At 70.1% G+C, this 25,281-nt stretch carries 19 protein-coding genes and 1 tRNA gene; 13 read left to right on the forward strand and 7 right to left on the reverse strand.

Annotated features, from left to right (window positions below; translation table 11 throughout):
• The first annotated feature begins 225 nt into the window (after positions 1 to 225).
• The 8 genes from ACQUQD_RS19620 (at position 226) to ACQUQD_RS19655 (ending at position 12,869) form a co-directional block, all read left to right on the forward strand.
• Positions 226 to 2,508: a (Fe-S)-binding protein gene (locus ACQUQD_RS19620; RefSeq protein WP_428953414.1), complete on the forward strand. Its 2,283-nt coding sequence runs from the start codon at positions 226 to 228 to the stop codon at positions 2,506 to 2,508.
• A 186-nt stretch (positions 2,509 to 2,694) separates the two neighbouring features.
• Positions 2,695 to 4,218 carry an esterase gene (locus ACQUQD_RS19625; RefSeq protein ID WP_428953415.1) on the forward strand — a complete coding sequence of 508 codons (1,524 nt, stop codon included), beginning with the start codon at positions 2,695 to 2,697 and terminating at the stop codon, positions 4,216 to 4,218.
• Between the two features lie 185 nt (positions 4,219 to 4,403).
• A complete protein-coding gene (locus ACQUQD_RS19630) occupies positions 4,404 to 5,798 on the forward strand; it encodes an FG-GAP repeat protein (RefSeq protein WP_428953416.1) in 1,395 nt (464 codons plus the stop codon).
• A 114-nt stretch (positions 5,799 to 5,912) separates the two neighbouring features.
• Entirely contained in the window at positions 5,913 to 7,205 is a 1,293-nt protein-coding gene (locus ACQUQD_RS19635) for an FG-GAP repeat domain-containing protein (RefSeq protein ID WP_428953417.1), read from the forward strand.
• Positions 7,206 to 7,443: 238 nt separating this feature from the next.
• Positions 7,444 to 8,958, forward strand: a complete 1,515-nt coding sequence (locus ACQUQD_RS19640; protein ID WP_428953418.1) for an FG-GAP and VCBS repeat-containing protein — start codon at positions 7,444 to 7,446, stop codon at positions 8,956 to 8,958.
• An 82-nt stretch (positions 8,959 to 9,040) separates the two neighbouring features.
• Entirely contained in the window at positions 9,041 to 10,405 is a 1,365-nt protein-coding gene (locus ACQUQD_RS19645; RefSeq protein ID WP_428953419.1) for an FG-GAP and VCBS repeat-containing protein, read from the forward strand.
• A 46-nt stretch (positions 10,406 to 10,451) separates the two neighbouring features.
• Positions 10,452 to 11,927, forward strand: coding sequence for an FG-GAP repeat domain-containing protein (locus ACQUQD_RS19650; RefSeq protein ID WP_428953420.1), 1,476 nt, complete (start codon positions 10,452 to 10,454; stop codon positions 11,925 to 11,927).
• Positions 11,928 to 12,044: 117 nt separating this feature from the next.
• Positions 12,045 to 12,869 (forward strand): Yip1 family protein, encoded by an 825-nt coding sequence (locus ACQUQD_RS19655; RefSeq protein WP_428953421.1) that lies wholly within the window; start codon positions 12,045 to 12,047, stop codon positions 12,867 to 12,869.
• Positions 12,870 to 12,942: 73 nt separating this feature from the next.
• On the opposite strand, the gene ACQUQD_RS19660 is transcribed toward ACQUQD_RS19655, so the two are convergent.
• Together ACQUQD_RS19660 and dcd are read right to left on the reverse strand one after the other, a co-directional pair.
• Positions 12,943 to 13,440: a phosphoribosyltransferase gene (locus tag ACQUQD_RS19660; RefSeq protein ID WP_428953422.1), complete on the reverse strand. Its 498-nt coding sequence runs from the start codon at positions 13,438 to 13,440 to the stop codon at positions 12,943 to 12,945.
• Between the two features lie 11 nt (positions 13,441 to 13,451).
• Positions 13,452 to 14,027 carry a dCTP deaminase gene (gene dcd, locus ACQUQD_RS19665; protein WP_428953423.1) on the reverse strand — a complete coding sequence of 192 codons (576 nt, stop codon included), beginning with the start codon at positions 14,025 to 14,027 and terminating at the stop codon, positions 13,452 to 13,454.
• Positions 14,028 to 14,539: 512 nt separating this feature from the next.
• Here dcd and ACQUQD_RS19670 point away from each other — a divergent pair.
• The 5 genes from ACQUQD_RS19670 (at position 14,540) to ACQUQD_RS19690 (ending at position 17,382) form a co-directional block, all read left to right on the forward strand.
• Positions 14,540 to 14,613 (forward strand) — tRNA-Gly (locus tag ACQUQD_RS19670).
• A gap of 288 nt (positions 14,614 to 14,901) precedes the next feature.
• Positions 14,902 to 15,168 (forward strand): hypothetical protein, encoded by a 267-nt coding sequence (locus tag ACQUQD_RS19675; protein ID WP_428953424.1) that lies wholly within the window; start codon positions 14,902 to 14,904, stop codon positions 15,166 to 15,168.
• A 433-nt stretch (positions 15,169 to 15,601) separates the two neighbouring features.
• Positions 15,602 to 16,072: a hypothetical protein gene (locus ACQUQD_RS19680; RefSeq protein ID WP_428953425.1), complete on the forward strand. Its 471-nt coding sequence runs from the start codon at positions 15,602 to 15,604 to the stop codon at positions 16,070 to 16,072.
• Positions 16,073 to 16,265: 193 nt separating this feature from the next.
• Entirely contained in the window at positions 16,266 to 16,550 is a 285-nt protein-coding gene (locus ACQUQD_RS19685; protein ID WP_428953426.1) for a hypothetical protein, read from the forward strand.
• A gap of 385 nt (positions 16,551 to 16,935) precedes the next feature.
• Positions 16,936 to 17,382, forward strand: coding sequence for a hypothetical protein (locus ACQUQD_RS19690; protein WP_428953427.1), 447 nt, complete (start codon positions 16,936 to 16,938; stop codon positions 17,380 to 17,382).
• A gap of 156 nt (positions 17,383 to 17,538) precedes the next feature.
• Here ACQUQD_RS19690 and ACQUQD_RS19695 read toward each other — a convergent pair whose 3' ends face one another.
• From ACQUQD_RS19695 to ACQUQD_RS19715, 5 genes are all read right to left on the reverse strand, one after another.
• Positions 17,539 to 18,399, reverse strand: coding sequence for an MFS transporter (locus ACQUQD_RS19695; RefSeq protein WP_428953428.1), 861 nt, complete (start codon positions 18,397 to 18,399; stop codon positions 17,539 to 17,541).
• A 41-nt stretch (positions 18,400 to 18,440) separates the two neighbouring features.
• On the reverse strand, positions 18,441 to 18,548 hold the full coding sequence (locus tag ACQUQD_RS19700; RefSeq protein ID WP_428953429.1) for a hypothetical protein: 108 nt from the start codon (positions 18,546 to 18,548) through the stop codon (positions 18,441 to 18,443).
• A gap of 17 nt (positions 18,549 to 18,565) precedes the next feature.
• A complete protein-coding gene (locus tag ACQUQD_RS19705; RefSeq protein ID WP_428953431.1) occupies positions 18,566 to 18,703 on the reverse strand; it encodes a hypothetical protein in 138 nt (45 codons plus the stop codon).
• 293 nt (positions 18,704 to 18,996) lie between these two features.
• A complete protein-coding gene (locus ACQUQD_RS19710) occupies positions 18,997 to 24,069 on the reverse strand; it encodes a DUF5979 domain-containing protein (protein ID WP_428953432.1) in 5,073 nt (1,690 codons plus the stop codon).
• A 515-nt stretch (positions 24,070 to 24,584) separates the two neighbouring features.
• Positions 24,585 to 25,262: a hypothetical protein gene (locus ACQUQD_RS19715; RefSeq protein ID WP_428953433.1), complete on the reverse strand. Its 678-nt coding sequence runs from the start codon at positions 25,260 to 25,262 to the stop codon at positions 24,585 to 24,587.
• Positions 25,263 to 25,281: the final 19 nt, after the last annotated feature.

Raw genomic sequence — 25,281 nt, forward strand, 5'->3', positions numbered from 1 at the left:
CCGTTATGTCCAAATATGGGGCGAATAACACGATCTGCTTTGGCGCGCGCGGCGAACGGTGTGACACCGTGATCTGAGGGTTGCCTCAGCGACGCAGATCACCACCGGGCCGACTACATTGCGACCGCGTAAGTGGGTAGTCTCAGACGGACTGCATAAGTTACCGCTTAGTAATCACTCGTACGTCAACGACGAGACCACCTCGCAGGCCCGAGGAGCCCCCAAATGCAACTCGCCGCGATCATCGTGTCGCTGGTTCTGATCGTGGTCGGCGTGGCCCTGTTCGCGCGCGCCGTCCTGCAGATCTACAACTTCATGCGGCTCGGCCAGAACGTGCCGGCGGGCACCCGCACCGACGAGCCCGTCCAGCGCACCGTCACCGTGGCCAGGGAGTTCCTCGGCCACACCCGGATGAACCGCTGGGGCGTCGTCGGTGTCGCGCACTGGTTCGTGGCGGTGGGCTTCTTCTCGCTGCTGCTGACGATCGTCAACGCCATCGGCCAGCTCTTCCAGGCCGACTGGCTGCTGCCGGTCATCGGCGAGTGGGCGCCGTACAACGTCTTCGTCGAGTTCATCGGCACGATGACGGTCCTCGGCATCCTCGTCCTGATCGTCATCCGCCAGCTGAGCAAGCCGAACAAGCCGGGCCGCAAGTCCCGCTTCGCCGGCTCCAACTTCGGCCAGGCGTACTTCGTCGAGGCCGTCATCCTCATCGTCGGCGTCTGCATCTTCATGCTGCACGCCCTCGAAGGCGCCCAGCACCACGTGGACGGCTACGAGTCCTCGTTCTTCATCTCGTACCCGGTGGTGAACGCGCTGGAGGGCCTGGACGTCTCCACGCTCCAGAACCTCACCTACTTCTTCGCCGGCCTGAAGATCGCGACCTCCTTCATCTGGATGATCACGGTCGCCCTGAAGACCGACATGGGTGTCGCCTGGCACCGCTTCCTCGCCTTCCCGAACATCTGGTTCAAGCGCAATGCCAAGGGCGAGACCTCGCTCGGCGAGCTGCTGCCGATGACCTCCAAGGGCGAGCCGATCGACTTCGAGGACCCGGGCGAGGACGACGTCTACGGCGTCTCCCAGATCGAGCACTTCTCCTGGAAGGGCCTGCTCGACTTCTCCACCTGCACCGAGTGCGGCCGCTGCCAGTCGCAGTGCCCCGCCTGGAACACCGGCAAGCCGCTCTCCCCGAAGCTGCTGATCATGTCGCTGCGCGACCACGCGCACGCCAAGGCGCCCTACCTGCTCGCCGGTGGCGGCAAGTCCATGGAGGGCGAGGAGAAGGCGACCGAGGAGCAGCTCAAGGACGTGCCCGCCGCCGCCCTCGCGGAGGCCGAGCGCCCGCTGATCGGCACCGCCGAGGAGAACGGCGTCATCGACCCGGACGTCCTGTGGTCCTGCACCACCTGCGGCGCCTGCGTCGAGCAGTGCCCGGTCGACATCGAGCACATCGACCACATCGTCGACATGCGCCGCTACCAGGTGATGATCGAGTCCGCGTTCCCGTCCGAGGCGGGCACGATGCTCAAGAACCTGGAGAAGAAGGGCAACCCCTGGGGCCTGGCGAAGAAGCAGCGCCTGGAGTGGCTCAAGGAGCTCGACTTCGAGGTGCCGGTCGTCGGCAAGGACATCGAGGACCTCACCGAGGTCGAGTACCTCTACTGGGTCGGCTGCGCGGGCGCACTCGAAGACCGCGCCAAGAAGACCACCAAGGCCTTCGCGGAGCTGCTCCACATCGCGGGCGTCAAGTTCGCGATCATGGGCGGCGACGAGAAGTGCACCGGTGACTCCGCCCGCCGCCTCGGCAACGAGCCGCTGTTCCAGCAGCTCGGCCAGGAGAACGTCATGGCGCTGAACATGGCGTTCGGCGAGGAGTACGACGACGACGGCAAGGTCACCGACGAGTCGAAGAAGCCGAAGACGGCCAAGAAGATCGTCGCCACCTGCCCGCACTGCCTCAACACGATCGGCAACGAGTACCCGCAGATCGGCGGCGACTACGAGGTCATCCACCACACGCAGCTGCTGCAGCACCTGGTGGACGAGGGCAAGCTCGTCCCGGTCACCCCGGTCGAGGGCATCATCACGTACCACGACCCGTGCTACCTGGGCCGCCACAACAAGATCTACTCGCCGCCGCGCGAGATCATCGGCAAGGTCCCGGGCCTGCGCAACGAGGAGATGCACCGCCACAAGGAGCGCGGCTTCTGCTGCGGCGCCGGCGGCGCGCGGATGTGGATGGAGGAGCGGATCGGCAAGCGCATCAACAACGAGCGCGTTGATGAAGCCCTGTCGCTGAACCCCGACATCGTCTCCACCGCCTGCCCGTTCTGCCTCGTCATGCTGACCGACTCGGTCAACGGCAAGAAGAACGACGGCAAGGCCAAGGAGTCCGTCCAGGTCGTCGACGTGGCCCAGCTGCTGCTCGACTCCGTGAAGACGCCCGCCGACCCGGCGGGCGAGACGGAGACCGAGGACGCGCCGGAGCCCGAGCCCGTGAAGTAGCCTCTTTCATAGGCGAGTTCGTACGTCACTGAGGGCACCCCGTTCCGACGGGGTGCCCTTTCGCTTGTCCCGTCCCGTACAACCCTTGCGCCTGATCCCGTGTCGAACGGGGCGTCGGACAAGGAACGGGCCCTTTCCGGCCATACCCCCGCGCTGCCCGGCCTTCCTTCGCTTCAGGAGCCGCTCGTGCGCAAGAACCGTACGGCCGCCGTCGCCGCGGCCTCATTCCTCCTCCTCGCCGGTACCTGCATCGCCGCCGCCCCGTCCGCGTACGCGGGCAGTCCCGGCGGCACCCGGGCGAACGACCGCAACACCGACTTCAACGGCGACGGCTACGACGACGTCCTCGTCGGCGCCCCCGGGGCCACCGTCGGCGGCCGCGCCGGGGCCGGTCTCGTCACCGTCCAGTACGGCGGCGCGAGCGGCATGGGCACGTCCCGCTCCGCCGTCATCAGCCAGAACACCACCGGAGTGCCCGGGGCCGCCGAGGCCGGCGACGCGTTCGGCCAGGCCGTCGCCACCGGCGACCTCGACGGCGACGGCTACGACGACGCGATCGTCGGCTCCCCCGGCGAGGACCTCGGCACCCTCGCCGACTCCGGCGGCGGCGTCGTCCTGTGGGGCACGCCCAAGGGCCTGACCGGCAGCGCCAGTACGGGCCTGGAGGCCGACGAGCCCGCCAAGGGCGGCCGCTTCGGCTCCGCGCTCGCCGCGGCCCGCTTCACCGACACCGGCGACGGCGACCTGCTCGCCGTCCTCGACTCGGTGGGCCTCGCGATCTTCCGGTACGAGGCGGCGCCCGCCGCGAAGAGCGCCACGGGCGGTTCGGGCAAGAACCTCGTGCGGCACTCCCGAACCGACTTCGCGCACAAGGCGCCCAAGGCCCGCTCCGCGGCCGAGGAGCCGCCGGGCATCCGGCCGACGAACCTGAGCACCGGCGACTACGACGCCAACGGCTTCGCCGACCTCGTCGTCTCCGGCATCTCCGTGGACGACGACAGCGGCCACGGCTGGTCCTACGTCCTGCCGGGCACCGCCTCCGACGCCGACCCGCTGCCCGTGCTCGCGCTGCGCGGCGGCCCGGTCGTCGCCTCCGGGGACATCGACGGCGACGGCAAGGACGACCTGGTCACCGGCGAGCCGCAGGGCCCCGACGAGGGCGGCGAGTCCGTCGCCGGAGGCATGATCGGCGTGTACTACGGCTCGGACGCGGGCCCCGCCGGTGAGGCCGACCGGTGGACGCAGGACAGCCCCGGGGTACCGGGCGCCCACGAGCGGGGCGACCGCTGGGGCGGGGACCTGTCGGTCGGCGACACGAACGGCGACGGGTTCGCCGACGTCGCCGTCGGCGCGCCCGGCGAGGACATCGGCACCGTCGCCGACGCGGGCGCGGTCTGGGTCCTGCGGGGCTCCGCCGACGGCCTGACGGCGAGCGGCGCACGGGACGTCAACCAGGACTCGGCGGACGTGCCCGGCGCCGCCGAGAAGGGCGACAAGTTCGGCGCCCAGGTGTCCTTCACCGACCCGAACGACGACGGCCGCTTCGGGCTGCTCGCGGCGGCGCCGGGCGAGAACACGAACGACGGCGTGGTCTGGGTCTTCTCGGCGGGCTCCGGCGGGATCACGGCGTCGGGTTCCTGGACCTACGGAGCGGGGTCGCTGGCCGCTCCGGCCCAGGATGCGCGGTTCGGGGCGGCGGTGGACGACTAGGGGCCGTTGGGGGCGGTGCGTCGTTCTCGGGTGCGGGCCGGTGGGGGCTGGTCGGGCGAGAAGCCCCACCCACCCGCACCCGACAACAGAATCCGCCGCCCACCCCGTACAACCATTCACCGAACCCCAGCCGTCACACCGGTGAACACAGAGCACAGCATCCCCTCACCCCAACGGAGTTGACCGTGCGTATCCGGAAACTGGCCGTCGCCGCCGGGGTGGCCGCCCTCACCGCGGGCGGCCTCACCCTCCCCCTGGCGGGGACCGCCTCCGCCGCGACCGCCCTCAAGGACGACTACAACGGCGACGGCTACCGGGACCTGGCGATCGGCACCCCGAAGACCAACTCCGTGACGGTGACGTTCGGTTCGGCCTCCGGCGTGGGACCCGCCCGGTCCGTGACCATCACCCAGGCCACCCCCGGCGTCCCCGGCGCCACCGAGCCCGAGGACGAGTTCGGCGAGAACGTCACCAGTGGCGACGTGAACCACGACGGCTACACCGACCTCATCATCGGCGCTCCCGGCGAACAGGTCGCCGACTGGGCGAGCGGCTCCGTCACCGTCGTCTGGGGCGGCACCAAGCCCTTCACCAAGGGCGCGCAGGTCTACCACGCGCCGACGGCGGACGACGAACGCTTCGGCGAGGGCGCGGTCTTCGTCGACCTCGACGGCGACGACTGGGAGCAGCTGTCCGTCGTCAGCGCCAAGAACTGGTGGTGGTACGGCGACGGCACCCCCGCGTCGGCGTACGCGCCGGAGGTCGACTTCATCCCCGAGGGCGTGACCCTGGAGGGCGAGACCGCGCTCCAGATCCACGGCGCCGGTGTCGGCGAGACGTACACGTACGTCCTGTACGGCAAGAACGCCGACGGCTCGGCGTACACGGGCTGGGTGGACGGCGGGCCCGGCGACATCGGCTACCACTCGGGCCGGCTCGACGGGAGCTTCCTGGGCTCCACCACCGGCGCCGCCGCCACCGGCGACGTGAACTGCGACGGCATCCCCGACCTGGTCACCGGGCAGCCCGAGGACAACTCGGTCTGGGTCATCTACGGCGGCGGCGCCGTCTTCACCGACGAGATGGAGGGCATGGGCAAGGTCACCCAGAACAGCGAGGACGTGCCCGGGGTCACCGAGCCCGAGGACCGGTTCGGGGCGTCCGTGGCCGTCGGCGACATGAACGACGACGGCTGCGCCGACATCGCGATCGGCGCCCCCGGCGAGACGGTCGACGGCGTCAGGGGCACCGGCTCGGTCACCGTCCTCGACGGCCGCAAGGGCTACGTGGAGAGCGGCGGCCGCGCCTACCACCAGGCCACCCCCGGCGTCACCGGCGCCCCGGAGCCCGGCGACGCGTTCGGCTCCACCCTCGCCTTCAAGGACATCAACGGCGACAAGCGCGCCGACCTGGAGATCGCCGCGTCCGGTGAGGACATCCGCACGACGATGGACGCGGGCGCGGTGTGGGTGCTGCGCGGCGCCGACCCGTTCGTGACGACGGCGAGGATCACCTCGTTCAACGGCGCCGACGTCGGTCTGCCCGGCGCGGGCATCGCGTTCGGCACGACCCTGCGCTGACGCCCCGGCGCGCGGGGCGTGACGAACGTGGCATCTCGTGCCCCTTAACGCCACGCCCCGCGGGCGCCATCATGTGCAGGTTGTGAACTCATGAGGTGGACGGGGTCGTTGCTGATGGCAGGCAGAGAAAGTTGCGGACGGGGCACGGCTCTGCGCAAGGGCGTGGCGGGGCTGAGCGGTGCCGTACTGCTCACGGCCGCACTCACCGGCTGCGGCGGCACGGAGCCCGCCGCGGGCTCCGCCTCGCACAGCCCCGTGGCCCTGACCGGCAAGGACGCGCGGGCGGACCGTCCCGTCCCGCGCGGCACCGGCAGCAAGGTGGCGTCCGACTTCAACGGTGACGGCGCCCCCGACCTCGTACTCGACGATCTGGCCCACGACGGGCTCGGCGACGACGCGGGGATCGGGATCGTGTACGGGCGCAAGGGGCACGGGCTCGACCCGGCGACCCGGCAGGTGCTGTCGCCCGCGAAGTACGCGGCGCAGACGAAGGGGCAGACGCCGGCGGCGTTCAGCTCCGAGGCGAGCTGCGACCTCGACCGCGACGGGTTCGCCGACCTCGTCGTGTCGACGGACCCGCCCTACGACGGCCAGGGCCAGCCGCCCGTGCCGCTGCAGATCCTCTTCGGCTCGCCCACCGGCATCTCCGGCAAGGGCGTAAAGCTGCGCATCCCGGCGCAGGCACGTTTCGGCAACGACTGGCCGGACCAGCCGGTCTGCGGCGACTTCGACGGCGACGGCAAGGACGACCTCGTGGTGCACGCGAGCGACGGCCGCCTCACCTTCCTGCCCGGCCCGTTCACCCGCGCGGGCGCGCCCCGCGGCACGGCCCGCCTCGCGCAGGCCGCCGGAAACGTTCCGGCGGGCCCGGCCGCCGACCTGAACGGCGACGGCGCCGACGACGTCCTGGTCCGCGCCCACAACGGCACCGCCCGCTCGGCCGTCGTCCTCGGCGGCCCGAAGGGTCCGGGCGCGCCCGGCGCGGCCTACCCGGCGGGTACGGACGTGGCGTTCGGCCGGTTCGGCGCCGCCCCGGCGAAGAGCGCGGCCGTCCTGACCGCGGCGGGGCCGAAGGTGGGCGCGGGCGCCGCCCTCAAGGTGTCCGGCACCACGCTCGACGCGGGTGACCTCGACGGGGACGGCCGCACCGACCTGGTCGTCTCGGGCGGCACGACCGCGCACCTGGTCCGCTCCGGCTCCCACGTCGTGCCGGGCACACCGGGCGCGGGCCGGGTCGTGGCGGTCGCGGACTTCGACGGGGACGGGCGGGACGACGTGGTGCTCCAGCGCACCAGCGACTCGGCGGCGGGCAAGGACACCGTCGTGGTGCTGCCGGGCGCACGGACCTCCGCCCTCCTCGCCGACAAGCCGCGCCTCACCTTCTCCACGGTCGATTTCGCCCCCTAGGCCCTCCGGGGGGCGGGTACGGGTCTTTCCGGAACTACCGGCATCTATCGCCCGCCCGCCCCATCAGCCCCCGATTTCCCTGAAGTTTCCGTACAACCCTTGCACCCCCCGACGAGTCTCCTGTTCGCCGAACGGCGGGTCATGTCCGGGACAACTCCCGGCAAACACCCGCGGTCCGGCATCTCATCGACGCGGGATGTCCGCCAGACATCCCCTTCCTGCCGCAGGAGCTCAGCCCATGCCCAAGCACAGACGCATCCCCGCTCCGTCCCCGACCCGCCTTCGCCTCGCCACGGCGACGGCGGTGGCCGCCGCGCTGACCGGCGGCCTGCTCGCCGTGTCCGCGGGCACGGCCGGGGCCGCCGACTCCGTCCAGCACCACGAGGCGGACTTCAACGGCGACGGTTTCGGCGACGTCGCGTTCGCCGCCGGCTACGCCACGGTCGCCGGACACAAGCAGGCCGGCCAGGTCGTCGCCCTGTACGGCTCGGCCAGCGGCATCACCTCCACCAAGCGCACCACCATCAGCCAGAACACCACCGGCGTCCCGGGCAGCGCGGAGACGGGCGACTCGTTCGGCTGGAACACCGCCTACGGCGACTTCAACCACGACGGCTTCGACGACCTGGCCGTCGCCGCCGAGCACGAGAAGGTCGGCACCGACACCAACGGCGGCACCGTCGCCATCCTGTGGGGCTCGACGTCCGGCCTGTCCGGCGGCACCACGATCGCCGACCCGGCCGCCTCCTCCCACGACCGCTGGGGCAAGGCCCTCGCCGCCGGCGACTTCGACGGTGACGGCACCGAGGACCTGGCCGTCGGCTCGTCCTCCAGCACCATCTACGTCTTCAAGCGCGGCATCTCCAAGTCCGGTACCGCAGGCGGCCGTTACACCGTCAAGCCGAACATCATGAGCGGCGGCGACGCGGGCCCGCTCATCCTCACCGCCGGTGACGTCAACGGCGACAAGAAGACCGACCTCGTCGTCGACGGCTACGAGAACGACGGCGGGTACGGCTGGAACACCAACTACTACCTCCCCGGCTCCGCCTCCGGCCTGACCACGAGCGGCGCCAAGCAGCTCAAGCGCGGTGTCATCACCGGCATCGGGGACATCAACGGCGACGGCTTCGGCGACATCGTCACCGGCCAGGACTGGGACCCGGCAAAGTCCGGCTCCTCGGAGCCCTCGGTGCCCGAGTCCGTCACCGGCGGCCAGGTCCACATCCTGTACGGCTCGCCCTCCGGCCCCACCGGGTCCGTCGACGTCGACCAGAACACCGGCAACGTCCCCGGCTCCTCCGAGCGCGGCGACTGGTTCGGCGGTGAGGTCTCCCTCGGCGACATCAACGGCGACGGCTACCAGGACCTGGTCGCGGGCGCCTCCGGCGAGAACCTCGGCAGCCCGTCCGTGGTCAACACCGGTTCCGTCACGGTCCTCTACGGCTCCCCGGACGGCATCAACACCACCTCCGGCACCCAGTTCCTCGCCCAGTCCACGCCCGGCGTCCCCGGCGACGACGAGGCGTACGACTACTTCGGCAGCGAGGTCAAGCTCACCGACGTCAACAAGGACGGCAAGTCCGACCTCACCGTCGGCGCCCTCGGCGAGAACGACGGCAACGGCGCGCTGACCTACCTGCCGTCCGACGGCACGAAGATCACCACGACCGGCTCGCGCGGCATCTCCACGACGGCGGCCGGCGTGAGCACGGACGGTTACCCGCAGTTCGGCGCGAACGCCGCCAACTGACGCGTATCTCAGTGCAGTTCACCGCCCGGTCCGGTGCTCGGCGGAGCACCGGACCGGGCGTTCCCCAGACACGGAGTCACCCATGCGCAAGCGCGTCCTCCTCCTCGCCGCGGCCCTGACCGCATCCGGCGCCCTGGCACTCCCGGCCGGCCCCGCGACGGCCGCCCCCGCCAAGTACGCCGACGACTTCAACGGCGACGGGTACCGCGACTACGCCTACGCCGGCTACAGCGGCAACGGCGGCGGCAGCGTCGCCGTCGTGCTGGGCACGGCGGACGGCCCCGGCACCACGACCCGGCGCATCAGCCAGGCGAGCGCCGGAGTGCCCGGCGCCGACGAGGCCGACGACATGTTCGGCGAGGTGCGGGCCGCCGCCGACTTCGACGGCGACGGATACGGCGACCTGGCCGTGTCGGCGACCCACGAGAAGGGCTCGCACGGCGTCGGCCAGGGCGCGGTGACGATCCTGTGGGGCTCGGCATCGGGCCTGAAGACCGGCACGACCCTGGCGAACAAGAACCCCGACTCGTGGAACGCCATGGGCAAGGACCTGGCGACCGGCGACTTCAACGGCGACGGCAAGCAGGACCTGGCCGTCGTCAACGGCGCCGTCACGTACGTCTACCGCGGCCCGTTCACCCGCTCCGGCCGCACCGGCGCGGTCACCAAGCTCGACAAGACGTCGTCGTTCTACGCGACGGCCCTGATCGCGGGCAAGGTCAACGGCGACTCCAAGACCGACCTCACCATCATCGGCGACGTGGTCACCCCGTCGTACATCGCATCGGACGCCTGGTTCATCACGGGCGGCAGCTCTTCACTGACCTCCGGCAAGACCCTGCGCCTGGAGTCGCAGTCCGGCAACGGCGGCAGCAGTGAACGCGGCGGCGACGGCGTCATCGCCGACTTCGACAAGGACGGCTACGGCGACATCGCCATCGGCACCGAGATGTACTCGAAGCACAAGGGCCGCCTCACCGTCTGGTACGGCTCCTCGTCAGGACCCGCCGGTGACACCCGCATCACCCAGGCGTCGAGCGGCGTCGCCGGTACACCGGAGGACTACGACAGCTTCGGCACCGTCGTCTCGGCCGGCGACGTCAACGGCGACGGCTACGCGGACCTCGCCGTCGGCGTCCCCAACGAGGCGATCGACGGCAAGAAGACCGCGGGCGGCGTCCACCTCTTCAAGGGGCGCGCGAGCGGCCTGTCCGGTACCGGCTCCCAGTGGTTCGCCCGCAACAGCCCCGGCGTGCCGGGCGCGTTGGAGGAGTGGGACAGCTTCGGCGGCGACGTGCGCCTGCGCGACACGGACGGGGACAAGAAGGCCGATCTCTTCGTCTCCGGCGGCTACGACTCGCTGCGGCTGCCCGGCGCGACGACCGGGATCACCACGGCGGGCGTCACGGAGTTCAACCAGCTTCCCGTCAGCGCCTTCCTCCAGTAACCACCGGCACCCGACACCCCTCTCCCCCAGACGAGCTGGAGCTCCCATGTCACGACTCCACCGCACCGTCCCGCTGGCCCTCGCCACCGCGACGGCCCTCGCGGCGACGGCGCTCGCCGCCACCCCCGCCCTCGCCGCCACGCCCGAACCCGCCGCCCCCACCGCCGACTTCAACGCCGACGGCTACCCCGATCTCGCCGTCGGCCTGCCCTCGGCGACGGTCTCCGGCAAGGCCGGTGCCGGGTACGTGAACGTCGTCTGGGGCGGACCCAAGGGCGTCGGCTCCCACGGCTCGGTCCGGATCAGCCAGGACAGTGCCCGCGTCCCGGGCGTCCCCGAGGCGGGCGACCGGTTCGGGGCCTCCGTGACCGCCGCCGACATCGACGGCGACGGCGTCACCGACCTGGTCGTCGGCGTCCCCGGCGAGGACGGCGAAGTCCGCGACGGCGGCACCGTCACCATCGTGCACGGCGCCAAGGGCGGCTTCGGCACCGGCCGCCCGCTCGCCGACGGCATCAACACGGGGGTGAAGTACGGGCTGTCGCTCGCCGCGGGCGACTTCGACGGCGACGGAAAGAACGACCTGGCGATCGGCGCCACCGACAAGGTCCAGCTCTACAAGGGCGGCGGCACCACCGATCCGCGCCTGTCCACGACCACGTTCGCCGGCGACCACATGGGCGGCCGCGCCCCGCTCCTGGCCACCGGCGACTTCGACTCCGACGGCCGCACCGACCTCGCCGTCGCCCACTACCAGCAGGGCCAGCCGTACTTCCAGTCGCACGTCCTCCTCTACGGCTGGAACACCGACGAGAAGAGCATGCTGCTGTTCTGGGCCAACGACAACGGCGCCGCGAACGCCCTGGCCGTCGGCGACTTCGACGGCGACGGCCACGACGACCTCGCGCTCGGCGACTGCCGCGAGATCGCCGACGAGAACATCGACGACCCGTGCGGCCCCGAGGAACTGACCAAGGGCGGCGGCGTCCACATCCGATACGGCGCGGGCCCCGGCGGCTCCTTCGGCTACCGCAAGCAGACCCTCAACCAGGACACCCCGGGCGTGCCCGGCGTCGCCGAGTCCGGCGACGGTTTCGGTGACGCCCTGGCCGTCGCCGACCTGGACGGCGACGGCCGCGACGACCTGATCGTCGGCGCCCCCGGCGAGGCGATCGGCAGCAAGGCGAAGGCAGGCGCGTTCACGGTGCTGCGCGGCAGCCCGGCCGGCGTCCTCGACGCGTCCGGCCGGGCCGTGGGCGTCGGCGTCCAGCAGGACACGTCGGGCGTCCCGGGCGTCGCGGAGGCGGGCGACCGTTTCGCGGCCGCGCTGACCGCCGCCGACTACGACCACGACGGCACCGCCGACCTGGTCGCGGGCTCCCCCGGCGAGAACGCGTCGCTGGGCGCCGCCTGGCTGCTGCCCGGCGGGGACGACTCCCCCGTCACGGCCTTCTCCCCGCGCACGCTCACGCTCCCGGCGTCGTCCGACCCGCTCGCGTACGGCGGGATCCTGGCCCCGTAACGCACCCGTGGCATCCCCTCGGGGCGCCCCTTAGGGGATGTCACAGCTCAGCCGCAATGCCGGGCCCGGATCCCCGGGCCCGGCATCCCTCCCCCCGAAACCAGGTACGTTCGACACGTGGCTGGATTCAGGAACGGACGCGGCCGGGACAACCGCGAAGCGCCGCAGGGGCAACCGCAGTACTACGGAGGCGGGGGCCAGCAGCAGTGGCCCCAGAGCAACAACGGGCACGGTGAGCCGGAGTACTTCGGCGACCCCGGCACGCCGCGGCACCCGCAGGGCGGCTACGACCCGTACGCGGCGAACAACCCGGGCCACACCCAGGCGTTCTCGGTGAACGAGGACCCGTACACCCAGGGCGCCACCTACCAGGCGGGCTCCGCCGCGGCAGGCCCCGTCGGCCCCCGCCTGCACTGGAAGCAGCTGCTCAGCGGGGTCGTCCTGCGCCCCGCCCCGACGTACCTCCAGATGCGCGACTACGCGATGTGGGCCCCGGCCCTCATCGTGACGTTCCTCTACGGACTGCTGGCGATCTTCGGTTTCGACGGCGCCCGCGAGGACGTGATCAACGCCACGCTCTCGTCGGCGATCCCCTACGTCCTCACCACCGGCGTCGCGGTCACCATCAGTTTCTTCATCCTCGGCGTGGTCACCCACACCCTGGCCCGCCAGCTCGGCGGCGACGGCGCCTGGCAGCCCACGGTCGGCCTGTCCATGCTGATCGCGTCCCTCACGGACACCCCGCGCCTGATCGTCGGCATGTTCCTCGGCGGCGACGAGGGCTTCGTACAGCTCCTCGGCTGGGCGACCTGGCTGGCCGCGGGCGCACTGCTCACGACCATGGTCTCCAAGTCCCACGACCTGCCCTGGCCGAAGGCCCTCGCGGCGTCCGCGATCCAGCTGATCGCCCTGCTGTCGATCATCAAGCTCGGCACGTTCTAGTACGCACCCGTACGCGGAAGGGGCCCGGCACCGTCTCGGTGCCGGGCCCCTTCCGTACGGGCAGCGCGTCCGCTCAGGCGTCGAGCACCTGTCCGTCACGCTTCACGACGGGCTCCTCGACACTCCACGGGAAGTTGATCCAGTCGTCGGTCCGCTTCCACACGTACTCGCACTTCACCAGCGAGTGCGACTTCTCATAGACGACGGCGGACCGCACCTCGGCCACCGTGTCGAGGCAGAAGTCGTGCACCAGCTTCAGCGTCTTGCCGGTGTCGGCGACGTCGTCGGTGATGAGCACCTTCTTGTCGCTGAAGTCGATGGCGTTGGGGACCGGCGCGAGCATGACCGGCATCTCCAGCGTCGTCCCCACCCCCGTGTAGAACTCGACGTTCACCAGGTGGATGTTCTTGCAGTCGAGGGCGTACGCGAGGCCGCCGGCGACGAACACCCCTCCCCGCGCGATGCTCAGCACGATGTCGGGCTCGTACCCGTCGTCGGCGATCGTCTGGGCGAGCTCGCGCACGGCGACGCCGAACTTCTCGTACGTAAGGTTCTCGCGCACGTCACTCATGTCGCTGCTGCTCACACCTGGGTCCGATGGAAATTGAGGAAGGAACGGGAGGCCGTCGGCCCCCGCTGTCCCTGGTAACGCGAACCGTACCGTTCGCTCCCGTACGGGAACTCGGCGGGCGACGACAGCCGGAACAGGCACAGCTGCCCGATCTTCATCCCGGGCCAGAGCTTGATGGGGAGCGTCGCGAGGTTCGACAGCTCCAGCGTCACGTGGCCACTGAAGCCGGGGTCGATGAATCCGGCCGTGGAGTGCGTGACGAGACCGAGACGGCCCAGCGAGCTCTTGCCCTCCAGGCGCGAGGCGATGTCCTCGGGGAGGGTGATGACCTCGTACGTCGACGCGAGCACGAACTCACCGGGGTGGAGGATGAACGGCTCGTCGCCCTCCGGCTCCACGAGCCGGGTCAGGTCGGCCTGCTCCACACTCGGGTCGATGTGCGGGTACTTGTGGTTCTCGAACACCCGGAAGTAGCGGTCGAGGCGTACGTCGATGCTGGACGGCTGCACCATGGATTCGTCGTAGGGATCGATCCGTACCCGTCCGGCGTCGATCTCGGCCCGGATGTCCTTGTCTGAGAGAAGCACGTAGCGAGGATACGCAGAGCGCGCGGGCCCGCCTAAATCGGCGGGGCCGCGCGCTTCACCTGCTCCGTCCTGTTACCGCTTGCCAGGTCCCACCGGAACGGCATGCCGCAGTCGAGCACAGCGCGGACACCGGATGAGCCGGCCGGGACCGAGACGGTCGGCCTGCTGCATCGGGAACGAAGCGGTGCTGAACACGTGCCCTTCGGCACAACGGACGACGGTGCGTTCCATCGAGTCCATCAAAGTCCCGGAGTCCCTTCCCCACGAGCCATTGGGCCAGTTTCCTGACCGACGACGAGGGGTCACATTACGGGACGAAAGGGACGCCGATCCAGGCGGCACTCCGACCGTGGACAACCCTCTGGCGGTTCCCCCACCGTACGCCTCAACTCCCTTCACCCGCAGTCACATCCATGCGTCACAACGCAGCCGGGCCCCGAGGCGCAAGCGCCCGGGACCCGGCATGAGGTAGAGTGACCGCCAGTACAAAGCCGCTTCAGCGGCCGTACTACGCGGGTGTAGTTTAGTGGTAGAACATCAGCTTCCCAAGCTGAGAGTGCGAGTTCGATTCTCGTCACCCGCTCCATGTGAAACCCCCAGGTCATCGACCCGGGGGTTCTTTGTTGCCCGGACCGTGGGCGGGGCGCGCACCACAGCCGCACCACTAGCTCTGTTCGGGCGTGCCCTTGTGGTCCTTCGCACGCCGAGCGCGCACCATCGCGTCGAGCCCGTCGGCGACCTCACGCTGTCGCTCTTCGGGGAGTCCGACGGCCGCACGGGCGGCTGAGGGGTGCACCGGGCACGAAGCCTCAACCAGCAAACCGCCTCGTAGGCCAAGCCCCCAAAATCATGGTCTCAATCCTGCGGAGGCATCATGAAGCGCGCGCCCATGCTCACCGTGGCGATCCTGTCAGCCACTCTGCTTACGGCCTGCGCGCAGGAGAAGCCTGAACTGCGTCCGACCAGATCGGCCGGGGAAGGCGCCTGGTACAAGAGCACCAAGGATGAGCGCACCGAGTACTGCGAGGCATACCGCGCGCACGACCCGCAGCACCCGATCAAGATCCCGTCATACGCATCGCAGGAGTCGGAAGACGAGTTCGCCGACGACTTCTACAACGTGCTGAAGAAGAAGTGCTGAGCCCGCGAGCCTGCCTGCGGTCGTGCCCCACCCGTGCCCGATAGACCAGGAACTCACAGGGAATCACGGTCACGAGCGGGCAGCGGCGGCTTTCGGGAAGTGGCCACACTCGGTGGACATGTGCCAGTCGACGAACCGCCACAACGCGTTCCACATCCGCTTGAAGGAACTACGGGCCCAGGCACGCCAGCGAGCGCGGGAGCTACCCATCAGCTCGTAGGTCAGCGGGTCGTTGTCTGGGCCGTCTCGGGGCCGTCCGAGGTCGCTCAACGGAGGCCGACAACGACCAATGACGACCACTCAGACGACCGCGTCCAACCCCCAGAGCTGCAACAACGCAGGCCTCTGAGATCCCCGACAAGACCCAGGGCAAGAAGAAGGCAACAACCAGCCGTAGCCTTCGGATACGGATCAGACATGTGAGGAACAGCGGGTGAAGCGCGAAGTCGGTCGACCGGTCTACCGGGTAGGCGATGTACTGAGAGTGAGTTGCTCGCCGGCGAGCGCGCGAGTTGCCGATGTTCGGGGCTCCTACATCTCTGTGGAGTGGCCCTGGGAGAAGATCGATCCGGACTCCCGGTTCCGATGGAACGGCCAAGTGGCCTTCCCTGTCGACCCTGGCTCGTGGGAGTGGTCGTACACGCTGTTTCGCACCGAGCCGAGCCCTCAATACCTGAACCGTGGGGACTCGTGCAGCGTCAGCATTCCCGAGACGCTCGTTCGTGTCGTCGACATCCGGCGCCACGATCCGCCCTTGGACCTGGGTCGGCTTCCTCGACCGCACACGAGGCTGGTCGTACTCCCCGTCGACGCTTCCTCTGACGCCCTGCAGGAGGACGAAGCGGCCACGATCGAGATCGAGTCCGCCGCGCCCATCGCGATGGAACTGGTGGAGCAGGCCTAGAGGTCGCCTGCCGGGCCGATCGGCCTCAGCCCACCCGAGGAAGGACAAAGCTTCGGCTGGCACCGGCTGTACAAGGCCCAGGTCATCGACCCGGGCCTTTTTGCTGTGCGCTCTCGCTCAGTCGCCGCGTGCCCCATCCGTGCCAACTGCTTGATCATCCGGTTTCCGTGCCACAGGGTGAGATCATCCGTGGATGGCCGACGCCCGACTGCCCCAGGGATGGACTCTTCAGCAGATCCGCGATGTCTCAGGGGACCGGGCGGCTGTCGCCCTGGGCCCCGATCGGCCGGTGAAGTGGGTCAGCGTCGATGGGGCCCACGGGATGCCACGCCCAGAGATCGTTCTCGGGTTCCACAGCCTGTGTCTCGTGAGGCCTGTCGATGACGACGACTGGTACATGGGCAGCCTGTACGACGACGGCAGCGTCGACTGTTGGGAAGCCTACGGCGACCTGTACGAGGCACTACGCGGCCTCTGAGTGCCTCCCAGAACAGACCGGGAACCTACCGGCGCCCCTAGCCGAGTCCAGGCTCGTCGTCTGACATCCATCGCTGACATCAACGGCAGCGGACGACGGTGGCTCCGGCCGGCCTCAGGCGTCCGTGCAGTGGTCACGGCGGCCGGGCAAGACGCCCTATCTGCGCCTGATCCCTTGCAAGGGCCCGGCGGCGATATCGGCGGGTGCCACATGGCGGGTGAACGTTCGCGGCCCGCGACCTGCCCCAAGACGCTGGATCTTCCGCATGTGACCAGCCGGTTCAGGTGCTGCGACGGTTCGGCGTTGGCCCAAGGTCCTGCGCCGAAGGCGCACGTAGCATGCACCCTGACCAAGATCGAATGCTTCACCACGGGGTGACATCACCATGCAACCAGTCAAGCGAACGCGCGCCGGCATCGCTGCGGGCGTCTTTGCCACCAGCACCGCCATCGCACTCCTGAGTGCACCCACCGCGCAGGCGGCGCCCGAGAAGCAGGTAGTCGCACACAACGGCAACTACGCCATCATCGTGACCTACCAGCCCAGGGCGGGCACCACCAAGCGGGCCATCAGCATGATCGCCATCGACAAGAACGTGTCCAGGCACATCGGCACCAAGTACGGCCGCTGGCTGTACAAGAAGCCGGGTGGTTCGGCTCACGTCGGCAAGTCCTGGCGGAAGGCTCCATACGGCTCGCAGGACAACGATCACTGGTACGAAGCCCAGTGGGGCGAGCGCTTTCACAGCAGTGGCCTGAGTTTCCCCAAGGGAACCAAGTTCTGCGGGCAGTTCAAGGGCTACACCACGAAGGCCTGCGTCACGTTGAAGTGACTGTCAGCGCTGACCTCGGGGGCGGAGCCGCACCGTCGGTGATGCGGCTCCGCCCTTTCGGGGTCGCCGATCCGGCACGGCAACCACGGGGAACTGCGGGCAACCAGCCTGCTTTGCAGTCCGGCGCACAACTGCCGGCAGGCGTACTGCTGAGCATCACTCGCTGTCGGCACCGGCCGGACGGCCGCGGGTCAGGACGGTGAAGCCGGTCAGTGCGGCAGCTGCGGCGATCGTCTGGATGAGGGCCATGGGCGTCGCGCCGGCGGAGATGCCGGCGAGGGGCGAGACGAGTGCGCCGATGAGGAACGACGAGGCGCCGAGGAGTGCGGAGGCGGCGCCGGCCGCGTGCTTGGTGCGGTTCATCGCAAGGGCGTTGGCGTTGCCGATGAGCAGGCCGAGGCTGGAGACCAGGACGAACAGCACCACGCAGACCGGCGCGAGGCCCGGGGTGCCGAGGCGGCCGGTGGCGAGGGCGAGCAGGGCCACGCCGGCGAGGGTGAGCAACGCCAGTCCGGCGGTCACGATGGCGTGGACGGGGAACTTGCCCACCAGGAGACGGCCGTTGAGCTGGCCGACGCCGACCATGCCGACGGCGTTGAGGCCGAACAGCAGGGCGTAGGTCTGCGGGGACGCGCCGTAGAGGTCCTGGAGGACGAAGGGCGAGGCGGCGAGGTAGGCGAAGAACGCCGCGAACGCTCCGCTCGCGGCGATCAGACAGCCGACGAAGATCCGGTCCCGCAGGAGCTTGCCCATCTCGCCGAGCCCCACGCCACGGCGGCGGCGTGCGGCGGGTTCCAGGGATTCGGGCAGGCTGCGTACGACGAGCAGCACCAGGAGCAGGCCGAGCACGGCCAGCGCGACAAAGACGCCGCGCCAGTCGGTGACGTGCAGGAGCTGGGCGCCGAAGAGCGGGGCGATGACGGGTGCGACGCCGGAGATCAGCATCAGGGACGAGAAGACCTTGGCGATCTCCACTCCCTCGTACAGATCGCGTACGACGGCACGCGCGATGACCACGCCCGCGGCCCCGGCGGCGCCCTGGACGAAGCGCAGGCCGATCAGCAGGCGATGGAGGCGAGGGTGTAGAGCGTCATGCCGGTGAGCAGGGGGCGTCGGCGGCCGAGCCGGTCGCTGAGCGGGCCGACGACGAGCTGGCCCAGGGCCATGCCGACCAGGCATGACGTCAGGGTGAGCTGTACGACGACAGCGAGGGCAGTGCCGTCAGCCCGGCCAGGACAAGGAAGATCAGCAGCTTGGTGCGGGCGGCCGGCCCGGGCGTGGAGTGCTCGGTGTCCGTCGTGTTCTGGGCAGGACTGGGCAAGGCGCACTCCAGGTGAAAAGGGGGGGTGGGAACGCAACGAAAACTACCGCCGTAATCGCAGCTCAGCGGGTGCGAAAAGGGATGGTCCAGGCAGTGGTTGGGCACGGTGAGGGCGCGAGGAAGGGGGGCAGGCAGGTCACCCCGGCCACGGCCCCGCACCGCTCCAGGACGCTCCTGGAAGGCCCTCAAGGGCGGTTTCTGCCGGGCTTCGACGCTGGTTTCTCGATTGGCATACGTCGAGGCCCCGGGCGATGGACTTGCCCGGGGCCTCGACGTGTTCGGTGCGGAACGACTCAGGCGACGCGCTTGCGGGAGAACCTGCGGACCGCGAATCCGGCCGCCAGGGCCAGTGCCGAGATCAGGGCGCCGATCACCGTCCAGTCCCACGACCCGGTGTCGGCCAGGTGGTCCTTGCCGTGGTCGTGGTGGCCAGGCGTGTCCGGAGTCGTGTCGAAGGTGTTGGTGACGTCGACCGCCGCCTTGTCATCGACGACGACCTGCCCGTCGTCACCGCCGTCGGACGCGGTGTAGGTGACGGTGTCGCCGCCCGGCACATCCGTCTCCTCGACGGTGCACTCGGCTCCCTGCGGCACGCTGACCGTGCGGCTCTCGCCGTCGCTCAGCTCGAAGGACCGGTCGCCCGGGGCGAGCGGGACGTCGCCCTGGCCGGTGGTGCAGGACAGCTCGAACGCGTACGGTCCGGCGCTGCCGTTCACGACGTGCTTGGTGACGGTGATCTGTCCGGCGGGGAAGGTGTTGGTGACCGTGACGGCCGCGTCGCCGTCTGCCGTGATGATCACCGGGTTGTCGGCCGAGCCGTGGTCGACGACCGCTTCGGCGGCTCCACCGGTGTCCACTTCCTCGGCCCAGCAGCGGGAGTTGACCGGGAGAGGCTTGATGGTGACGGGCTCCTCGGCGCTCACCTCGTACGTCTTGTGGAGCACGAGGTCACTGGCGTTCCCGGCCGCGTTCGGCAGAGCGCAGGAGACGTCGACCGTGAAGGTGCGGCCGTCCGCGTAGTCTGCGGCGTCGCCGTCGACCGACTTGATCAGCTGCAGGGCGCCGAACTCGTAGGTGTTGGTGACCGCTGCCGTTTGGACGGACGTCTTTCCGATGCCGGGCTTGATGGTGACCTGCACCGGGTTGTCGGCGGTGTGGTTCGCCTGTCCGCCGCGCGCCGAGGTCTCCCAGACCTCGCACTCCGCTCCGGCGGGGATGCCCTCGATGGTGACGGGCTTGTCGACGGAGACCCGGTAGTCCTTGTCGATCACGGTGCGGTCGCGGCCGCCCTGGGGGTGGATGACGCAGGTGACGTGGAACGGGAACGGGACCTTCTTGAGCGGCCCGTCCAGCTGCGAGGGGTGGGCGCCGAGGCGCTTGACCAGCTTCAGGTCGCCGTAGGCGAGGGCGACACCGACCTGGATCGGCTCGTTGGCCTGCAGGACGCGCGGGGATCCTGCGCGGTCGGTGGTCTCGTTGTGGGCGTAGGAGTTCCAGGCGATGGTCGGGTCGCCGTTCTTGGTGACGTCGAGCGGGGTGTCCATCGCGTAGGTGATGTTCACGGTGCCGCCCGGGGCGAGCGCCGGGGCGAAGGTGAGCTGCATCTCCGCTCCCCGGGCCCGCGGGCCGTACGCGTCGTCCCAGGTGTCCGACGGGCATCGGTCGGCGCTGGAGCCGGCACCGCCCATGTCGAGGTCGTCGGTGCACAGGGGCTCGTCGTTCTCGTACGTGGTGGTCATCGTGCCGGGCCCGTCGAGCTGCGGGCGGGAGGCGAGGGTGGGGCGCTCGTCCCAGGCGGTGCCGCGGTCCTGGTCGAGGAGGACGCCCTTGTCGCCCTGGACGGGGAAGCGGTCGACGATGCGCAGGGCCGTGCCGGATTCGGTGCCGGCGTTCTGGATGCGCATCAGGTAGTGGTACTGGTCGCCGGGGTTGACGAGCGCGATGCACGGGTTGGCCGTGTAGCGGCGGCCGGTCGAGTCGGTCGTGGACAGGCAGGAGTCGTCGCCGACCGGGACCGTCCTGCCGGTCGAGGTGTTGTACCAGCCGAGGCTGTCGTTGCCGGAGACCCACTTGCGGGCCTGGAACGCGGCGCCGGACTTCGCGGTCAGGGTGGCGTCGGCCACGCAGTAGAGGCCGGAGCCGAAGTCACCGTCGGTCTGCGACGTGCCGTCGCAGGCGAGGTCGGGGTCGGAGGAGGTGGCGCCCATGGTGTTGGTGACGACGTCACCGGCGTCGATCCCGGCCTCCAGCCTGACGTGGATCTCGATGGTGAAGGTGGCGCCGGGGGCGAAGTTCCACGCCTTGCCGTCGTCGTCCTCGGAGAAGTCCCAGGTGAGGCCGGAGACCCGGTCGCCGGTGTTGGTCTTGGTGAAGGCCGGGGTGGGGACGGCCGGGGTGCCGTCGGGCACCTTCGCGTCGATGATCTTGTACGGCTGTCCGTCGTCGCCCTGGAACGTGTCGACGAAGGCGATGCCCTGCGGCAGCGCGTCCTTGACGACCAGGTCCGGCACGTTCGCGGTGCCCGTGTTGGTGACCTTCAGGTAGAACGGGGCGTCCTCGCCGGGGGCCAGGACGGTGTCGGGGGTCTTGCTGACGTCGATGACCGGGTCGCCCTTGACCAGGTTGAGCGTGGCGTCGACCGGGTCGATGGCCTTGGGGCTGTCCTCGGCCTCCAGCTTGGTGAGGAACGACCCGCTGACCGTGTCCTCCAGGTGGCTGGGGACCGGCTTGCCGGTGGAGCGCAGCTTTTCGCGGGGGCTGATGTCGAGGACGAGAATGCCGGAGCAGCTCTGGCCCGCGCACTCGGGCTTGATGACATAGCCGTCGTTGTTGGTGCTGGTGGAGGAGTAGGTGGCGCGGATGCCCGTGACGTCGCCCGCGTTCACCCCGGCCGGGAGGGCGGCCGAGGAGGCGGGGGTGCCGTTGACCCAGGCGCCGTTCACGTAGGCGTCGATCTGTACGCGGTCGGCGCCGGCCGGCATCTGGTCGGACTTGATGGAGACGAGGTCGACGGCGTCGAAGAAGTCCTCGTCGCGGTCGGTCATCTGCAGGTACTTGGCGGACATGTTGCCGGTGTTGGCGACAGTGAGGGTCATGTCGGCGTGCTGGCGCGGCAGGCCCGGCACGTACTCGGGCAGCGTGCCCGGGCTGATCGACTTGTTCAGCGACGCCGAGTCGGAGGCGGGCGCGGTGTCCATGGAGGGACCGCAGACCGGGGCACCGGGCGTGTAGTCGCCGCCCGCGTCGATCGAGTAGCAGTTCTGCAGGGTGGTGCCGTCGGGAACACCCGGACGCCGCTCGGCGACGATGGTGAGGGTGAACTCGCTCTGTGGCGCCATCTCGCCCTGGTAGCTGCCGCGCACACCCTTCGCGCGCTCGAGCAGGTCGGCGTCGTTCGCGTCGTAGGGCACCCAGGCGCCGCTTCCGCCGCCGGCCGTCGGGTCCCACAGCTCCAGCTCGACCGGCGCGTCCGACGGGCTGACGGTGACGGAGTCGATCTGGACGACGTCGAACGGGTTGTTCGTCGTCGACGGCGAGCCGTCCGGGTTCGCCGTGGGGTCGGTGACGACCGGGGAGACCAGCGGCTTGTTGCCGTTGTTGGTGACCTTCAGGTTCATCGTGATCGGCTGGTCGGCCGGGATGTCGTTCTGCGAGGAGTCCTTCGTTCCGCTGCCCGAGGTGTTCGGCTCCTCGATCGGCAGCGTCTTGCAGGCGTCGCCGGAGGCGGTGCCACTGCCGTCGGTGCGGCCCGCGTCGCCCGTGTAGGCGGCGCAGTTGTCGACGCCCGGGCTGGTGCCCAAGGGCAGGTCCTCCGCGGTGACGTCGTCGGTCAGGGTGCCGTGCAGGTCGAGACCGGCGGTGGCGCCCTCCTTGATGGTCGGGTTGCCGTCGTCGTCCACCCCCGTGTACGTGACCTCGACCTTGGTGACCTGCCGGCAGGTTTCGGGCACCTCGTAGGTCGCGTTCTGCGTGTAGGTCTCTTCCTCGGTGGACCCGTCTGCGCAGGTGACCGTCAGCTTCGCCTCGGTGGCCCCGTCGGGGAAGCGCAGGCGGACCTTGTCGACGTCGAGCTTGTCGAACTCGCTGGTGGTGTCCGCCGACGGCTCCGTGATGGTGATCGACTTCACCGGGAACGGCGACGCGTTCTTCACGTCGACCTCGGTGCTGACCGGTGAGTTCTCGCCGAGCACCGCGTGCTCGCCGGTGTCCTGGCCGAAGTCGCCGTTGGTGTCCGGGTAGAACCGCTTGGTCGGCTGGAGCACCAGGATGTCCGGCAGGATGTCGTAGGGGGCGCAGACCGGGTCACCCTTGACGTCGCCCTCGGTGGTCTCCTCGACGGCCGGGGTCGCGCAGTTGTCGACGGTGATCTTGTCGGTGGGCTTCAGCGGGGAGCCGTCGGAGCGCTTGGTGTCGCGCAGCTTCATGGCGACCTCGACGGTGCCGCCGGTTTCGTCGTACGGGAGCGGGTCGCCGTTGCTGTTGGTGAAGACGACCTCGAAGCCGACCACGTCGCCCGGGTCGACACCGGCCGGCAGCGGAAGTTCGCCAGGGGCGGTGATGGTGGCGCCGGTGTGCTGGGTGCCGTCCGCGGTGGTGACCACCAGGTGGGCCTGGTCGGCGCCCTTGGGGAACGCGGTCACCGTGGCCGAAGTGAAGTCGAAGTACTCGAAGGTGTCCGCGGTCGTGTCGGACACCGACAGCTCGGTGACCTCGGCGGACGACGAGGAGTTGTTGCGCACGCCCAGCGTGATCGTGGACGCCTCTGCGCTGCCCGCGACCGCCGAACCGTCCTCCCACGTCTTGGTGGCCACCGGCTTGACCACGCGCGGGATGGAGACGGTGACGTCCGTGCTGGAGTCCTTCGGGTCCGCGTTGTCCGCGGAGACCTCGGCGGTGTTGGTGATGGTGGAGCCGTCCGCCGCCTGGGTGTCGGCCGGCAGCCGCATCCCGATCTCGACGGCGCCCGCCTGCCCGGCCCGCAGGCCGGTCTTGCCCGCCGGGTTCTGCAGGGGCTGCTTGTAGACGACGGTCAGTTGCCGGGTCGCCTCGTCGTACGTGACGTCCCGCGTGGTGGTGGACTGCGGAAGGCTCGTCACCTCCAGCCCCGCCGGGAGCGTGTCGGTGACGGTGAAGTCGACGCAGTCGACCGTGAGGCCGGAGCACTGACCGTTGATCGTGTAGGTGAAGGAATCGCCCGGCTCCAGGGGGCCGTCGGCATCATTGGTCTTGGTGATGCCGACGGCGCTCTTGGGGTCGTCCGCCGCGGGGGCCAGCGGGACGGCCGCCGCCTGCGAGCCGAACAACAGGCTCAGCACGGTCGCGATGCCCAGGGGCCATCGCGTCAGGGCGTGCCGATGTCTGGGCATGTGCCGGTCCTCCACCTATGTCATGGAATCTTCCGGCGACCGTACGTCCACAAGGTCCGCCTAAGTGGATTGGCGCGCACCTTAAATGATGATCTGTCACATAGTTGGGCCGTCCGGACGAGCGGCCCGGACGCGCGGGGCCACAGTCCGGGCATGCTGCTGCCACGCCCCGTCGAGGGGGCGGCGAAGCCGTCCTGCTCGTCCGGCCCGGAGGGCGTACCCCTGCGTTCGCCACCATCGGGCCGGCCGGGACGAAGGGGCGTTCCCTGTGGCAGTTCGGCCCCGACGACCGGCGCATACCCGTTCAGTTCCGCATCGACATGGCGGTCGTCCCCGAGACGGTGGATGGATCATGGTGGGGAGCATCTTCGCCCTGCCGGCGGTGTTCGACTTCGTGGTCGCGATCAACGCTCTCGTCGGTCAGGGCCGGGCCCTTTCGCTGCCGGACTGCTCCGCACCGGCCCGCGCACAGGACTTCACCGGGACCGCCGACCTGCCCATGCAGCTGCGCGGCCCTAGCCCTCGCGTGGCCCGGGGCGGGCACGCAGGGTGGCGGCCGCGGTGCGTGCCCGCTCGGCACGGTGGCGGTGTTCGGCGGCCTGCTGGGCCCGGTGATGTCGTTCGTGCCGGTCGGCCAGGGCGTCCTCGGCTGTGGCCAGTGCCTCGGCCGCTGCGGTGGCCTGCTCCCGGAACCGGTCCGCCAGGGTCTCCAGGCTCCGCGGTGACGCCACCTCCTGCGCGGTCATCCGCGTGAGGGAGGCATCCGTCTCCCGGTCGATGGCGTCCTGTTCCCGCAGGTCGGTCGCATCCGCGCGGAGCAGTGCCGCCTGGACGCGGTCCAGGCGCTCCTGACTGGCCGCGAGCAGGCCCCGGGACCGGACGATCAGTTCGTACGAGCGCTCCCGCACGCCGGGGGTCGGATCTCCTGCCGCGCGACGCCGTGAGTCCAGCCGCCGCTGCCAGGCGACGAGTTGGTCCTGCCACGCGCTCACCGTGGCTTCCCGCTGATCCGCGGAGGCTTCGCGTCGATCGGCGATGGCTTCCCGCTCATCGGCGATGGCCTCGCGGGCGTCAGCGGTGCGGTCCCGCTCGTCGGCCATCCGTTGCTGCCGATCGGCATCCTGCCCGCGCCTGTCCTCGGCCTGTGCGCCGTCGTGTGCGGCGTGCCGTCCGTCCCACGGGTCCATGCCCATGTCGGCAGTATGGCCGCCT

Source organism: Streptomyces sp. cg35, from assembly GCF_050410835.1.
Taxonomy (GTDB): Bacteria; Actinomycetota; Actinomycetes; order Streptomycetales; family Streptomycetaceae; genus Streptomyces.

What these genes read in the sequence shown, in the direction of transcription:
- ACQUQD_RS19690 (WP_428953427.1), top strand. Translation starts at nt 16,936, where the DNA reads ATGCAACCAGTCAAGCGAACGCGCGCCGGCATCGCTGCGGGCGTCTTT.
- ACQUQD_RS19675 (WP_428953424.1), top strand. Translation starts at nt 14,902, where the DNA reads ATGAAGCGCGCGCCCATGCTCACCGTGGCGATCCTGTCAGCCACTCTG.
- ACQUQD_RS19715 (WP_428953433.1), bottom strand. Translation starts at nt 25,262, where the DNA reads ATGGGCATGGACCCGTGGGACGGACGGCACGCCGCACACGACGGCGCA.
- ACQUQD_RS19710 (WP_428953432.1), bottom strand. Translation starts at nt 24,069, where the DNA reads ATGCCCAGACATCGGCACGCCCTGACGCGATGGCCCCTGGGCATCGCG.
- ACQUQD_RS19660 (WP_428953422.1), bottom strand. Translation starts at nt 13,440, where the DNA reads ATGAGTGACGTGCGCGAGAACCTTACGTACGAGAAGTTCGGCGTCGCC.
- ACQUQD_RS19650 (WP_428953420.1), top strand. Translation starts at nt 10,452, where the DNA reads ATGTCACGACTCCACCGCACCGTCCCGCTGGCCCTCGCCACCGCGACG.
- ACQUQD_RS19700 (WP_428953429.1), bottom strand. Translation starts at nt 18,548, where the DNA reads ATGGCCCTGGGCCAGCTCGTCGTCGGCCCGCTCAGCGACCGGCTCGGC.
- ACQUQD_RS19645 (WP_428953419.1), top strand. Translation starts at nt 9,041, where the DNA reads ATGCGCAAGCGCGTCCTCCTCCTCGCCGCGGCCCTGACCGCATCCGGC.
- ACQUQD_RS19685 (WP_428953426.1), top strand. Translation starts at nt 16,266, where the DNA reads ATGGCCGACGCCCGACTGCCCCAGGGATGGACTCTTCAGCAGATCCGC.
- ACQUQD_RS19620 (WP_428953414.1), top strand. Translation starts at nt 226, where the DNA reads ATGCAACTCGCCGCGATCATCGTGTCGCTGGTTCTGATCGTGGTCGGC.
- ACQUQD_RS19640 (WP_428953418.1), top strand. Translation starts at nt 7,444, where the DNA reads ATGCCCAAGCACAGACGCATCCCCGCTCCGTCCCCGACCCGCCTTCGC.
- ACQUQD_RS19635 (WP_428953417.1), top strand. Translation starts at nt 5,913, where the DNA reads ATGGCAGGCAGAGAAAGTTGCGGACGGGGCACGGCTCTGCGCAAGGGC.